This is a genomic window from Pseudomonas sp. Leaf129, assembly GCF_001423465.1.
GTDB classification, from domain to species: Bacteria; Pseudomonadota; Gammaproteobacteria; order Pseudomonadales; family Pseudomonadaceae; genus Aquipseudomonas; species Aquipseudomonas coleopterorum.
The window spans coordinates 178,584-191,972 of record NZ_LMOC01000007.1 but is presented as its reverse complement, the minus strand read 5'-3'; the positions used below and the strand labels follow the sequence as shown (position 1 = coordinate 191,972).

11 protein-coding genes are annotated in these 13,389 nt (G+C 62.5%); 4 read left to right on the top strand and 7 right to left on the bottom strand.

Features of this window, described 5'->3' with window-relative positions:
• Positions 1 to 57: 57 nt before the first annotated feature.
• From ASF66_RS22485 to ASF66_RS12400, 5 genes are all read right to left on the bottom strand, one after another.
• Complete coding sequence (locus ASF66_RS22485) at positions 58 to 561, bottom strand: hypothetical protein (protein ID WP_156463186.1); 504 nt, start codon at positions 559 to 561, stop codon at positions 58 to 60.
• Positions 562 to 592: 31 nt separating this feature from the next.
• Entirely contained in the window at positions 593 to 1,183 is a 591-nt protein-coding gene (locus ASF66_RS12415) for a hypothetical protein (protein WP_056844058.1), read from the bottom strand.
• A gap of 437 nt (positions 1,184 to 1,620) precedes the next feature.
• A complete protein-coding gene (locus ASF66_RS12410; protein ID WP_056844057.1) occupies positions 1,621 to 3,810 on the bottom strand; it encodes a xanthine dehydrogenase family protein molybdopterin-binding subunit in 2,190 nt (729 codons plus the stop codon).
• Complete coding sequence (locus tag ASF66_RS12405) at positions 3,807 to 4,796, bottom strand: FAD binding domain-containing protein (RefSeq protein WP_056844056.1); 990 nt, start codon at positions 4,794 to 4,796, stop codon at positions 3,807 to 3,809. Before ASF66_RS12405 ends, ASF66_RS12410 begins: the two co-directional genes overlap by 4 nt.
• A complete protein-coding gene (locus ASF66_RS12400) occupies positions 4,793 to 5,311 on the bottom strand; it encodes a (2Fe-2S)-binding protein (protein WP_049860915.1) in 519 nt (172 codons plus the stop codon). Before ASF66_RS12400 ends, ASF66_RS12405 begins: the two co-directional genes overlap by 4 nt.
• A gap of 237 nt (positions 5,312 to 5,548) precedes the next feature.
• Between ASF66_RS12400 and ASF66_RS12395 the strand changes: the two genes are divergently transcribed.
• The 4 genes from ASF66_RS12395 to ASF66_RS12380 all read left to right on the top strand — a co-directional run bounded on the left by ASF66_RS12395 (position 5,549) and on the right by ASF66_RS12380 (position 10,435).
• Positions 5,549 to 6,841: an NCS2 family permease gene (locus tag ASF66_RS12395; RefSeq protein ID WP_049860914.1), complete on the top strand. Its 1,293-nt coding sequence runs from the start codon at positions 5,549 to 5,551 to the stop codon at positions 6,839 to 6,841.
• Positions 6,838 to 7,923: a tRNA (uridine(54)-C5)-methyltransferase TrmA gene (trmA, locus tag ASF66_RS12390; protein WP_056844055.1), complete on the top strand. Its 1,086-nt coding sequence runs from the start codon at positions 6,838 to 6,840 to the stop codon at positions 7,921 to 7,923. The genes ASF66_RS12395 and trmA overlap by 4 nt, the downstream gene beginning before the upstream one ends.
• A 158-nt stretch (positions 7,924 to 8,081) precedes the next feature.
• Positions 8,082 to 9,515, top strand: a complete 1,434-nt coding sequence (locus tag ASF66_RS12385) for an MFS transporter (protein WP_330219439.1) — start codon at positions 8,082 to 8,084, stop codon at positions 9,513 to 9,515.
• A gap of 68 nt (positions 9,516 to 9,583) precedes the next feature.
• Positions 9,584 to 10,435, top strand: a complete 852-nt coding sequence (locus ASF66_RS12380) for a shikimate dehydrogenase (protein ID WP_056844053.1) — start codon at positions 9,584 to 9,586, stop codon at positions 10,433 to 10,435.
• Positions 10,436 to 10,628: 193 nt separating this feature from the next.
• On the opposite strand, the gene ASF66_RS12375 is transcribed toward ASF66_RS12380, so the two are convergent.
• A complete protein-coding gene (locus ASF66_RS12375) occupies positions 10,629 to 11,300 on the bottom strand; it encodes a TetR/AcrR family transcriptional regulator (protein ID WP_049860910.1) in 672 nt (223 codons plus the stop codon).
• A gap of 94 nt (positions 11,301 to 11,394) precedes the next feature.
• Positions 11,395 to 13,305 (bottom strand): 3-dehydroshikimate dehydratase QuiC, encoded by a 1,911-nt coding sequence (quiC, locus tag ASF66_RS12370; RefSeq protein ID WP_056844052.1) that lies wholly within the window; start codon positions 13,303 to 13,305, stop codon positions 11,395 to 11,397.
• Positions 13,306 to 13,389 lie beyond the last annotated feature (84 nt).

Below are 13,389 nucleotides of genomic sequence, written 5' to 3'. Positions count from 1 at the left end.
CGTCCTTGCGATGGGTAGCAGAATGAGCGCAGCCCCAAGCCGGGCTGCGCTTTCGGGTCACCAGCGGAACGTGGAGACCGGCCGCGACCATTGACTGGCACGGAAGCCATAGTTCTTCGGTACCTTGGTGTTGCGATCAAGGGCCTGATAGTGATGCTCGATTTCGCGGGCATAGGCACGATTCCAGGCGTTCATACGGCTCGTGGAATCAGCGAGCCATACATCGCCAGCAACCAGCTCCTGTGTTCCCCCATCTCGATACCATTTGTTTTCATGCGGGGAATAACTGAACCCCTGATATTGATAGGCGCGATAATCAGATTGACTGCCGCGCTTCTTCCAAGTGACCTGATGGGTCTTGATCCCTTGAGTAACGCTTGGCCGGGCCTGACCATTGATACGGGCCGTACCTTTTATTTGCGCCATCTGTCCATCGTCGAGTGCAGGCACATACATGCCCGCGCTGCGCACTGCTTCAAGTATGGGAACCGCAGCATAGTTGCTACCCGAACACGCGAGCAATACCGCACCCATTGAAATAGCTTTCCATTGCATGGACATCTTTTGTACTCCTTGATAAAAAGCTGAGAACTCAGACCTCTGATGATTCAACATCGGTCATGTAAAAGCCTATTTCCTTGATAAGTTGCATCAAACGTGAATCCGCACGTATGACGTCGTTCATGTCTTGATGCAGGAGAGCTTCCAATCCAGGCGTGGTATTCATGACCACATACTCGTCCAGAGCATCGAGCCCCCATAAACCATGAGCTTCCAGCACTGCTTGTTGTTTGACCTGCAGGCGCTCACTGAACTCTTTCATCTGGTCGTCTGTCGCATTGGGTGTGAGACGGGTCTCGAAAGTTTGCGAACCCACGACCTCGACAATGACGTTGGCAAAACCCATCATCCATTTGGGCACCTGACTCGTTGCCAACTCAGCGTGGCTTATTCCACATTCACCCAACTCTTGCCCCTGCGCCCGCACCCGCTCGATTTCTCTTTGTCTTTCGGCCATGCCCGTGGCCGCTGGAGAAAGGGAGACGCTGTCGTGCCTGAGGAGTGCGGTATTCGACACTCCCATCAATGTCTGATGAAAGTTACCCGTATCTTCAGGCGCTGACTTCAATCCTTGAGCTGGCGGTTTTGCAATTGGAATAGAGTCGATCTTCGATACATTCACCGAATGCCTCCTGGCAATTAATATTCATTGCGGACGCTGGAAAAATACGGCATTGGCATCGCGTATTTGATCGTGGCGCGGTGGTACTTTAGCCGGATTGGCCCTCTCACAGTCAAGCAAAGCTTCCAACCCATTGATTAGAAACTGTTACAGCACAGGATAAGTTCTTGGGATTATTCGGAAAGTTCTGTAGGAACATTTTGATAACGACTGCGACAATAACAGTACGCACATCGACATCATCTGCACAACTTATGGCGAACAGACGAGTCACTAAGAAGAAAGATATAAGGGATGTATGGCCTTACCATTTGCAGGAGTTCAAGGGCGATTCAGCCTGGTAGGCATTGACGTCCATTGCCCAAACGTCCTGAAAGCGTCCTGATAGAAGCCGCAGGCATGCACCATCTCCATGCCTGCGCTCGGACCCGTAAGTCTTACATCACCTTGTCCAAAGTAATGGGGAACTCACGGACACGCTTGCCGGTGGCGTGGTAGATGGCGTTGGCCACGGCGGCAGCGACACCGACGATGCCGATCTCGCCGACGCCCTTGGAACCCAGGGCGTTGACGATGTCGTCGGGTTCGTCGACGAAGATCACGTCGATGTCATTGATGTCGGCATTCACCGGAATGTGGTACTCGGCCAGACTGTGGTTCATGAAGCGACCCAGGTTATGGTCGGTCTGGGTTTCTTCCTGCAGGGCCATGCCCAGGCCCCAGACCACGCCGCCGAGGATCTGGCTGCGGGCCATCTTCGGGTTCACCACACGACCGGCGGCCACGGCACTCACCACGCGGGTGACGCGGATGGTGCCCAGGTCATCGTCCACTTCCACTTCGACGAAGACCGCCGAATGCGTGGCCGTGGCGTAGCCTTCACGCTTCTTGTCCGGCTCGGCATCGACCTGGGCTTCGAAGGTATCCGTGCCGTCAATGCCGCTCAGGTTCTGCAGCGACACGTGATGGCCTGGGCAGCGCAGCTCGCCGTCCTCGATGAACACCTGTGCAGGGTCGGCATCGGCAAACGCCGGATGCACCTGGCTGGCGGCGTGGATCAGCTTGACCTTGAGCGCTTCACAGGCCTGCTGCACGGCGGTTCCTACCGACGATACGGTAAACGAGCCACCTTGCAGTGGCGCGGTGGGCAGCGACGAGTCGCCCAGCTTGAATTCCACGTCCTGTGCAGCAACACCGGCCGCCGCCGCAGCGATCTGGGTCATGACCGTGTAGGTGCCGGTGCCGATGTCGGTGGTTGCGCTGCTGACCACCAGCTTGCCTTGCTTGTCGATTTTGGCCTTGGCGCTGGCCGGCATCTGCATGGCCTCCCAGACCCCACCGGCCATGCCCATGCCAACCAACTGGTTGTCACGGCGCATGCTGCGCGGCTCGACCGTGCGCTGGCTCCAGCCGAAACGTTCGGCGCCCTGCTGGTAGCAGGCCTTGAGTTCCTTGCTGGAATACGGCTTGCCTTCGTTCTGGTTGGTGTCGGAGAAATTGACCAGGCGCAGTTGCACGGGGTCGATCTTGGCCGCCACGGCCAGCTCGTCCATCGCGCATTCCAGGCCGATCATGCCCAGGGCTGCGCCGGGAGCGCGCATGTCCAGGGGCGTGAACACGTCCAAAGGCACCAGGTTGTAGGTCAGCTTGACGTTGTCGCAGTGGTAGAGCATGCCGCTCCACTCCACGACGTGCTCGGAGAAGTCTTCGAAACGCGAGGTCTGACCGGTCGCGGTGTGGCCGACTGCCTGCAGCTTGCCTTCGGCGTTGCAGGCCAGTTGCAGCTGCTGCACGGTGCGCGGACGGTAGCCGAAGGTGAACATCTGCTGGCGGGTCAGTGTCACGCGTACCGAACGCTTGAGGTGCAGGGCGGCCATCACGGCCAGCGGCAGCTGGTACTGCGGACGCAGGCCGGAGCCGAAGGCGCCGCCGACGAAAGCAGCCATGACGCGGATCCTGTCCTTGTCCAGGCCGAACACGTTGGACAGATAGGTCTGGCAGTTCTGCGTGCTCTGGGTCTTGTCGTGGATCACCAGGCTGCCGTCGGCCTGATACAGCGCGGTGCTGGCATGGGGCTCCATCGGGTTGTGGTGCTCGACCGGCGTGTCGTAGGTGGCGTCGACTGTGATCGGGGCGGCAGCGTATTGCCCGGCGAAATCGCCGCGCGGTTCGGGCAGTTCAGCCGGCGCCGGCTTGGCGGCGGACAGTTGTGCGCGCAGGTCGGTCTGGTGAGATTCCTGGGCGTATTCGATCTGCACCAGAGCGCCCGCATGGCGCGCCAGTTCCAGGCTTTCCGCGACGACCAGCGCCAGCGGCTGGCCGCTGTAGAGCACGTTGTCGTTGTACAGCGGGCGAAACGGCGAGCCGTCGGCGGCATCGTCGTCTTCGTATTTTTCGTCGTAGCTGGCCAGTTTCGGGCGGTTGGTGTGGTCGATCACGGCCACTACGCCCGGCAGCGCCAGGGCCTTGGAGGCATCGATGGAGAGCACACGGCCGTTGGCGATGGTGCTGGAGACCACGCTGCCGAACAGCAGGCCATCTTCGGGAAACTCGCCAGCGTAGCGCGCCTGGCCGGTTACCTTGAGCAGACCGTCGACGCGGTCCATGGGTTTGCCAAGTGTGCTCATCGCTGCATCTCCCCTTTGGCGGCATCGCTCAGGGCACGGACTATCGCGCGGCGGGCCAGCTTGATCTTGAAGGTGTTGTGCTGCAGGCCGCGAGCGTCCTGCAACAGGGCGTCGGCAGCTTTGCCGAAGGTTTCGGCGGTGGCGGGCTGGCCGATCAGTAGGCGCTCCACCGCTTCATCGCGCCACGGCTTGTGGGCGACACCGCCCAGCGCCAGGCGGGCGTCGCGAATGGTCTCGCCATCCAGCTCCAGCGCTGCGGCAACCGATACCAGCGCGAAAGCGTAAGACGCCCGATCGCGGATCTTCAGGTACTGGCTGTGGGCGGTGAAACCGGCGGCGGGCAGTTCAACCGCGGTGATCAGTTCGTCATCGGCCAGTTGGTTGTCGCGCTCGGGCGCGTCCGCAGGCAAGCGATGGAAATCGGCGAACTCGATGGTGCGCGCGCCGTTCGGACCCTGCACATGGACCACGGCCGCTAAAGCTGCCAGCGCCACGCACATGTCCGAAGGATGGGTGGCGACGCACTGGTCGCTGGTGCCAAGAATCGCGTGGATGCGATTCAAGCCGTCCTTGGCCGGGCAACCGGTGCCGGGCTCGCGTTTGTTGCAGGGCATTTTCGAATCGTAGAAGTAGTAGCAGCGCGTGCGTTGCAGGAGGTTGCCGCCGGTGCTGGCCATGTTGCGCAGCTGTGGCGAAGCGCCGGCCAGGATCGCCTGGCTGAGCAATGGATAACGCTGCTCGATCAACGGGTGCCAGGCCAAGTCGGCATTGCTGACCAGGGCGCCGATGCGCACGCCGCCCTCGGCGGTTTCCTCGACTTCGCGCAGGGGCAGCCCGGTAATATCGATGAGCTGCTCGGGCTGCATGACGTTTTCTTTCATCAGGTCGAGCAGGTTGGTGCCACCGGCGATGAAGCGCGAGCGAGGACCGGCCAGGCGCACGGCCTCATCGACGCCGGCAGGCTTGGCGTAGGTAAACGGATTCATGAGCGCTCCCCTCCCTGCACTTCGACCACTTCTTCGATGGCCGCGCGGATGTTGCTGTAGGCGCCGCAACGGCACAGGTTGCCGCTCATCAATTCCTTGATGTCGGCGCTGGAGTCGGCGCGGCCTTCGTTGATCAGGCCAACGGCCGAGCAGATCTGCCCCGGCGTGCAGTAACCGCACTGGAAGGCATCGTGCTTGATGAACGCGGCCTGGACCGGATGCAGTTGATCACCCTGCGCCAGGCCTTCGATGGTGGTCAGCTCGGCGCCGTCGCACATCACGGCCAGGGTCAGGCAGGCGTTGACCCGCTTGCCATTGAGCAGCACGGTGCAGGCGCCGCACTGCCCGTGGTCGCAGCCTTTTTTGCTGCCGACCAGGTCGAGCTGTTCGCGCAGCAGATCCAGCAGGGTGGTCCAGGGCAATACATCGAGCTGGCGCGACTGGCCATTGAGTTGCAGGGAAATGCTGTGGCTGGCGTACGGCTGCGCGCCAGCGCTGGAAGAAAGGGTGCTCATCGGGTCGACCTCACGGTGGTTCAGCTTGCGTGCGCGGCATTTTTCATGTCGCGTCGTTTGCAGGTACGACTTGGCACGCCGGTCATTCGTTCAGACGAGCTGATGAGTGTTTCCCCGCGACCGTGCTGGTATGATGCGCGGCTTTTTTTACCGCCCGGATGTGCTTTGCTATCAGGGTCGACACGACAACACTCGACAACAACGGCAACGGCGCAAAACGCGCCACAGGGAGCAGGCATGCTGGAAAGGCTGTTTCAACTCAAGGCGCACAACACCAACGTGCGCACGGAAATACTCGCCGGGGTCACCACCTTTCTGGCGATGGCCTACATCCTGTTCGTCAACCCCAGCATCCTGGGCGAAACCGGCATGGACAAGGGCGCGGTCTTCGTCGCCACCTGCCTGGCCGCGGCCATCGGCTCGACGGTCATGGGCCTGATCGCCAATTACCCGATCGCCCTGGCGCCAGGGATGGGTCTGAACGCCTTCTTCACCTACACCGTCGTGCTGCACATGGGCCACACCTGGCAGGTGGCGCTGGGCGCGGTGTTCATCTCGGCGGTGTGCTTTTTCCTGCTGTCGATCTTTCGGATCCGCGAGTGGATCGTCAACAGCATCCCCCTGCCATTGCGCTCGGCCATCGCTGCGGGCATCGGCCTGTTCCTGGCGCTGATCGCGCTGCAAGGCGCCGGGATCGTGGTGGGTAACCCGGCCACCGTGGTGGGCATGGGCGACCTGACCAAGCCCGGTGCGGTGCTGGCGATCCTGGGCTTTTTCCTGATCGTCGCCCTGGAGGCGCGCAAGGTTCGCGGGGCGGTGCTGATCGGCATTCTGGTGGTGACCACCGCGTCGATCCTGCTGGGCTTCAGCCCGTTCAACGGGCTGGTGTCGATGCCACCCTCGCTGGCGCCGACCTTCATGCAGCTGGACATCGCCGGGGCCTTGGACATCGGCCTGCTCAGCGTGATCTTCGCCTTCCTGTTCGTCGACCTGTTCGACAACTCCGGGACCTTGATCGGCGTGGCCAAGCGCGCCGGTCTGATGGGCAAGGACGGCCACATGCCGAAGATGGGCCGCGCGCTGATCGCCGACAGCACGGCGGCCATGGCCGGTTCGCTGCTGGGTACTTCCACCACCACCAGCTACATCGAGTCGGCAGCGGGCGTTAGCGCCGGGGGCCGTACCGGCCTGACCGCCATCGTGGTCGCGGTGTTGTTTCTGCTGGCACTGTTCTTCGCCCCACTGGCGGGCAGCGTGCCGGCCTATGCCACGGCACCGGCGCTGTTCTTCGTAGCGGTATTGATGGCGTCGGGCCTGGCTGAAATCGAGTGGGACGACATCACCGAAGCCGCTCCGGTGGTGGTCACCGCGCTGGCCATGCCGCTGACCTATTCGATCGCCAACGGCATCGCCTTCGGCTTCATCGCCTGGACCTTGATCAAGCTGCTGGCGGGCCGTGCCCGCGACTTGAACTCGGCGCTGGTGATCCTTTCCATTCTGTTCGTTGTGAAACTGGGCTGGTATCCATGAGTGTTGTTCTCGACCCCACCTCCTACACCCAGCAGCTGGATGAAAAGGTAGCGCGCCTGCGCGCCTTGCTGGCGCCGTTCGACGCGCCGGAACCGGCTGTGTTCGATTCGCCTCGCGAGCACTACCGGCTGCGCGCGGAATTTCGCCTGTGGCGCGAGGATGGCCAGCGTCACTACGCGATGTTCGCGCCGGGCGAAAAGCATGTGCCGATCCTGATCGACAGCTTTCCCATCGCCAGCGCGCGCATCAACGAACTGATGCCGCGCCTGAAGGCCGCCTGGCAGGCCGATGCGGCGCTGAGCAACAAGCTGTTCCAGGTGGAGTTTCTGACCACACTGGACGGTGATGCCATGGTAACGCTGTGCTATCACCGCCCGCTGGACGAGCACTGGCAGCGCGCTGCCGAGCAACTGGCGAGCGACCTGGGCGTGAGCATCATCGGTCGCTCCAAGGGCAAGCGCGTGGTCATCGGCCGCGACTATGCGGTCGAGGCGCTCGAGGTGGCTGGTCGTACGTTCCGCTATCGCCAGCCCGAAGGCGCGTTCACCCAGCCCAACGGCACGGTCAACCAGAAGATGCTCAACTGGGCGTACGAGGCCCTGGGCCCGCGCGACGACGATCTGCTGGAGCTGTACTGCGGCAACGGCAATTTCACCCTGCCGCTGGCCACGCAGGTGCGCAAGGTGCTGGCCACGGAAATCAGCAAGACGTCGGTCGCCGCCGCCTTGCACAACCTCGATGACAACGGCGTCGACAACGTGACCCTGGTGCGCCTGTCGGCCGAAGAGCTGACCGAAGCGCTCAACGAGGTGCGTCCGTTCCGTCGTTTGCAGGGTATCGATCTCAAGGCCTACGACTTCGGCAGCGTGTTCGTCGATCCGCCACGGGCCGGCATGGACGTGGACACCTGCGAGCTGACCCGGCGTTTCGACAACATCCTGTACATCTCCTGCAATCCGGAAACGCTGGCGGCCAATATCGAGCAATTGCACGATACCCATCGGGTGGCCAAGTGCGCCCTGTTCGATCAGTTTCCGTACACCCATCACATGGAATCAGGGGTCTTGCTGGTACGCCGTTGACCGCCGTGCTGCACTGACGGGCCGAACCGCGCGAGACGGTCACGCGCCCTGTCAGGCAAACCACGCAGGCCCCTGACGCGGCCTGCGTGGCTGCAACGGCGGGCGTGCCTGTGGTAGAACAGAGGTAACAAGAAGTTACCACTGTCGTGGAGACCGGCTTGAACAACGCTGCCACCGCCCCTCTGTCCGCTTCGCGCTCACGCTTGATGGCTCTTCTGGTGGCCGCGGCGTTTTTCATGGAAAACCTGGACGCCACGGTGATCGTCACCGCCCTGCCGGACATGGCCAGATCCTTCCAGGCCACCGCAGTGGACCTGAACATCGGCATCACCGCCTACGTCATGACCCTGGCGATCTTCATTCCCGGCAGTGGCTGGGTCGCTGATCGTTGGGGGCATCGTCGCGTGTTCATGGCAGCGCTGGCGCTGTTCACCTTGGCCTCGGTACTGTGCGCAGCCTCGCAGGAGCTCTGGCAGTTCACCGCCGCGCGGGTGCTGCAGGGCATCGGTGGGGCCATGATGGTGCCGGTGGGGCGCCTGGCGGTCCTGCGCAACACCGAGAAGTCCGACCTGCTTACTGCCATCGCCTTCATCACTTGGCCCGGACTGGTGGCGCCGGTGCTGGGCCCGCCGGTGGGGGGCTTCCTGGCCACCTATGCGTCATGGCATTGGATCTTCCTGCTCAACCTGCCTTTGGGCCTGATCGCTCTGGTGTGTGCCTATAAGCTGATGCCCGAGGGCCGAGGCGAACATCCCCACCGCCCCTTCGACACAGTGGGTTTTGTACTCTGTGCCCTGGCGTGCGTGGGCCTGCTGTTCGGCCTCGATTTCATAGGCCAGGCTCCACGCAGCGGGTACGGCTACCTGATGCTGGCCACCAGTGTCCTCCTGCTGTGGGCGATGTACCGTCACTTCACCCGTCACCCCACGCCCCTATTGAAACTGGACGCCCTGAAGATCCCTACCTACCGGATAACCTTCAACGGCGGCTCGCTGTTTCGCGCAATGGTCAGCGCACACCCTTTCCTGCTGCCGCTGATGTTCCAGTTGGGGTTCGGTCATGACGCCTTCACCGCCGGCCTGCTGGTGCTCACGCTGTTCGCCGGCAACATCGGGATGAAGCCCATGACCTCTTGGGTGCTGCGTCGCTGGGGTTTCCGGACCACGCTGATCGGCAGCAGCCTGGTACTGGCGAGCACTACCTTTGCCTGCGCGGCAATGACCTTGGCCACGCCACTGGCGGTGATCCTGCCGGTGCTGTTGGTGTCGGGCATGGCTCGTTCGATGGGGTTCACCGCCTACAGCTGCGTCGCCTTCGCCGACATGCCGCAACCGCTGATGTCTTCGGCCAACACGCTGTTCAGCATGACTCAGCAGTTGGCTTTCGGCCTGGGCGTGGCGTTGGCGGTGATCTTCCTGCGCCTGAGCGAATCGATGCTGGGCGTGAACGGGGAATCCCTGGCCAGCTATCACATGGCGTTCGTGCTGGTGGGGATTCTGACGTTGGTATCGATGTTCGACCTCTGGCAATTGCCCCGCAATGCAGGCGCTGCCGTGTCGGGCCATGGCAAGCAGACGACGCCGACAAAATGATTTGACGTAATTAACCGGTTAGTACAATTTACCCACATCGCACCCAACAAAAATAATGGAGTCACTCGATGAGCGGTAAAAACGTCCTGGCGGGCCTGATCGGCGCCGGTATCCAGCAGTCCCGCACCCCGGCCATGCACGAGCGCGAAGGCGCGGCGCAGGGCTTGGGGTATGTCTACCGGTTGATCGACCTGGATGCACTGAAGCTCGACAACGGTGCGCTTGAAGAGCTGCTCACTGCGGCTCAACGCATGAGCTTCACCGGCCTCAACATCACCTTTCCGGCCAAGCAGGCGATCATTCCCCTGCTCGATGAGCTGTCGCCGGAGGCCTCTGGAATCGGCGCCGTGAACACTGTGGTGCTCAAGGATGGCAAACGGGTCGGCCACAACACTGATTGCCTGGGGTTCGCCGAGGGTTTCCGCCGCGGCATGCGTGAGGCCAAGCGTGACCGGGTGGTGCAAATGGGTGCCGGCGGTGCCGGTGCGGCGGTGGCCCATGCGTTGCTGCTCGAAGGCGTGCAGCAGTTGAGCATCTTCGATGTCGAGCCGGCGCGGGCGCAGGCCCTGGCCGACAACCTCAACCAGCATTTTCCGGGGCAGCCGGCACAGGCGGGCAGCGACCTGCTGACGGCCTTGGCCGAGGCCGATGGCCTGGTCAACACCACACCGATGGGCATGGCCAAGCTGCCAGGCATGCCGGTGCCCAAGTCGGCCCTGCGCCCGGCGCTGTGGGTGGCCGAGATCGTTTATTTTCCGCTCGAGACCGAACTGCTGCGCGAAGCCCGTGCCCTGGGTTGCCGCACGCTGGACGGCGGCACCATGGCCGTGTTCCAGGCCGTGAAGGCCTTCGAGCTGTTCAGCGGCCGGCAAGCCGATGCCGAACGCATGATGGCGCATTTCGCCGAAATGAACGGATAAGTCAGGAGCCGGATCACGGCCCGTGTAGCAGCGGCGCAAGCCGCGTCGGCGGTGGGTGCGGTCTACCTGTTGTACCGTAGCGCGCCCTTCGCGGGCAGAGGGCTCGCCGCCCGCCCCGCTCCCACAGGGGATCGCGGCGTGTCTGTAGCAGCGGCGCGAGCCGCGTCGGCGGTGGATGCAGCGTCTGTGGCGGCTATGGGGCCTGGATGAAGCGCAGGAGTGATTCGCAGAGCATTTCGCGATGGTGCAGCTTCAACGTGGCTTCATTGAAATCGACCTGGAACAGCTGGCCGAAGGTGTGCTTGTTGGACACCCGGTAGAAGCAGAACGAGCTGATCATCAAATGCACATCCATGGCATCCAGCCCCGGACGGAACACGCCCTGCTCGGTGCCGCGCCGCAACAGGTCGGCCAGTGCCAGCAGCACGGTCTTGTTCAACTCGCGAATGCTCGTGGACTTCTTGACGTACTCGCCCTTGTGCATGTTTTCGTTGCACACGATACGCACGAAATCCTCGTTGCGATCGTGGTGATCGAAGCTGAATTCCACCAGCCGGCGAATGCCTTCCACCGGCGTCAGCTCGTCCAGATGCAACTTGGCTTCGGTGCCGCGAATATCCCCATAGAGCTTTTCCAGCACCTCCAGGTAAAGCTGCTCCTTGCTGCTGAAGTAGTAGTAGATCATGCGCTTGGAGGTGTGCGTACGCTCGGCGATGGCATCGACGCGGGCGCCCGCCAGGCCCTGCTCGACGAACTCGGTGATGGCCGCCTGCAGAATGTTCTCGCGGGTCTTCTCGGGGTTGTTCTTGCGGGGCTTGCGAGGAACGTCGGCAGCGTGCGCGTCGGCCTCTGAGATTGTAGTCATGCTGGGCTCACGGCCGTCGTTGGTCAGCGGGCATTATGCGGCGCGCCGCGCAGGCAAGCAAAGCCCGCCGCGCACCTGCGCGGCGGGCACCCGATCAGAGCTTGGCGTGACGTATGCCACCGGCGCGCGCCTTGGCCATGGCCGACAGGCGCACTGCAACGTTGGCAGCACCATAGCCGGCATAACCGCCGCGACGCTGCAGCACTTCGAAGAAGAAGCGCTCCTCGAACGGCTCGGTATAGACATGGAACAGCTCACCGCCGTTGGCGTCACGGTCGTACAGCACGTTGTAGTACGCCAGCTCGCTGAGGAATTCGTCGTCGAAATCGAACCGCGCGCCGAGGTCATCGTAATAGTTGAGCGGGATGTCCAGCAGCGCCACCCCAGCCTCCTTGGCCTTGCTGACGGCCGCGAAAATGTCGTCGCAATCGAAGGCGATGTGATGCACGCCCGAACCGCGATAGGTCGACAGCGCATGGGAAATCGCGGTGTTGCGGTTTTCCGAGATGTTCAGCGGCAGGCGGATCGAACTGCACTGGCTGCGTACCGCACGGCTTTTCACCAGGCCATAGGGGTCGGGCAGCACCACCTCGTCGTCGGCCTTGAAATCGAGCACCGTCTTGTAGAACAGCACCCAGCTGTCGAGGGTGTCCGGCGGAATGGCCATGGCCATGTGGTCGATGGACTTGAGCATGCCCGGCGTCATTGACGATGGGCTGAGGCTGAAGTCGCTCTCGTAGATGGTCGGCCCGTCGCTGGCCTCGTCCACCAGGTAGATCAGGCTGCCATCCAGCGCCCGCACGGCCGCCAGCTGGCGCTCGTTGGGCCCGACCAGGCCGCGGAACGGCTGGGCCTTGTAAGCCACGGCGCGCTCCAGGGACTTGGCGCTGTCCTTCACCCGCAACGCGGTGGCACACAGCGATGGGCCGTGGGACTCGAAGAAGTTGTGGGCGAAGGAATAGGGTTCGGCATTGAGGATCAGGTTGATATCGCCCTGACGCAGCAGGCTGACGTTCTTGGAACGATGCTGGCCGGCCTTGGCGAAGCCCAGTTGCTGCAGCCAGTGGCTGAGCTTGGCCCCCAAGGCTTCGTCGACCGCGAATTCGAGAAATTCGATGCCTTTGTAGTCATCTGCCGGAGGCGGTGCGAAGAGGATGTCCAGGTTCGCCACCGGTGTGGCCTCCTGTTCCAGCAGCTTGCGGGTCTTTTCCTCCAGGTACAGCAGCGAGCGCAGACCATCGGCGGCATTGGCCCGAGGCGGCGCGGCGCGGAAGCCGTCGTTGAAGATTTCCAGCGACAACGGGCCGGTGTAGCCGGTCTTGATGATCGGTGCGAGGAAGCCCGGCAGGTCGAACTCGCCCTGCCCTGGGAAGCAGCGGAAATGGCGGCTCCATTCCAGCACGTCCATGGCCAGGATGGGCGCATCGGCCATCTGCACGAAGAAGATCTTGTCGCCGGGAATGTCGGAGATGGCGCGCGGGTCGCCCTTGAGCGACAGCGTGTGGAAACTGTCGAGCAACACACCCAGGGCCGGGTGATCGGCCTGCCGGACGATGTCCCAGACCTGCTGATAGGTATTCACGTGGCGGCCCCACGCCAAGGCTTCATAGCCAATGCGCAAGCCACGCTTGCCGGCGCGTTCGCCCAGCTCGCGCAGATCGTCGACGAGGATCTGCTGCTCGCCCAGCGAGTCGGCGGCGGTGTTGCTGCACACCAGTACCAGATCGGTGCCCAGTTCCTGCATCAGGTCGAACTTGTGCTCGGCGCGGTCGAAGTTGCGCGCCATGCGCGAGCGATTGCCGCCTTCGAAGTCACGGAACGGTTGGAACAGTGTGATGGCGATGCCCAAGTCGGCGCACATCTGGCGCACTTCACGCGGACTGCCGTCGTAGTACAGCAGGTCATTCTCGAAGATTTCCACGCCATCGAAGCCGGCGGCGGCAATGGCTTCGAGTTTTTCCGGCAGGGTACCGCTCAAGGATACGGTGGCGATCGAACGCTGCATGGCACGCTCCAATAAGGCTCTACGAAAAGGCGCTACGAGGGCTTGCGCCGAGGCCTCGACTACGCGCCTTTTCTGCGGTTCCGC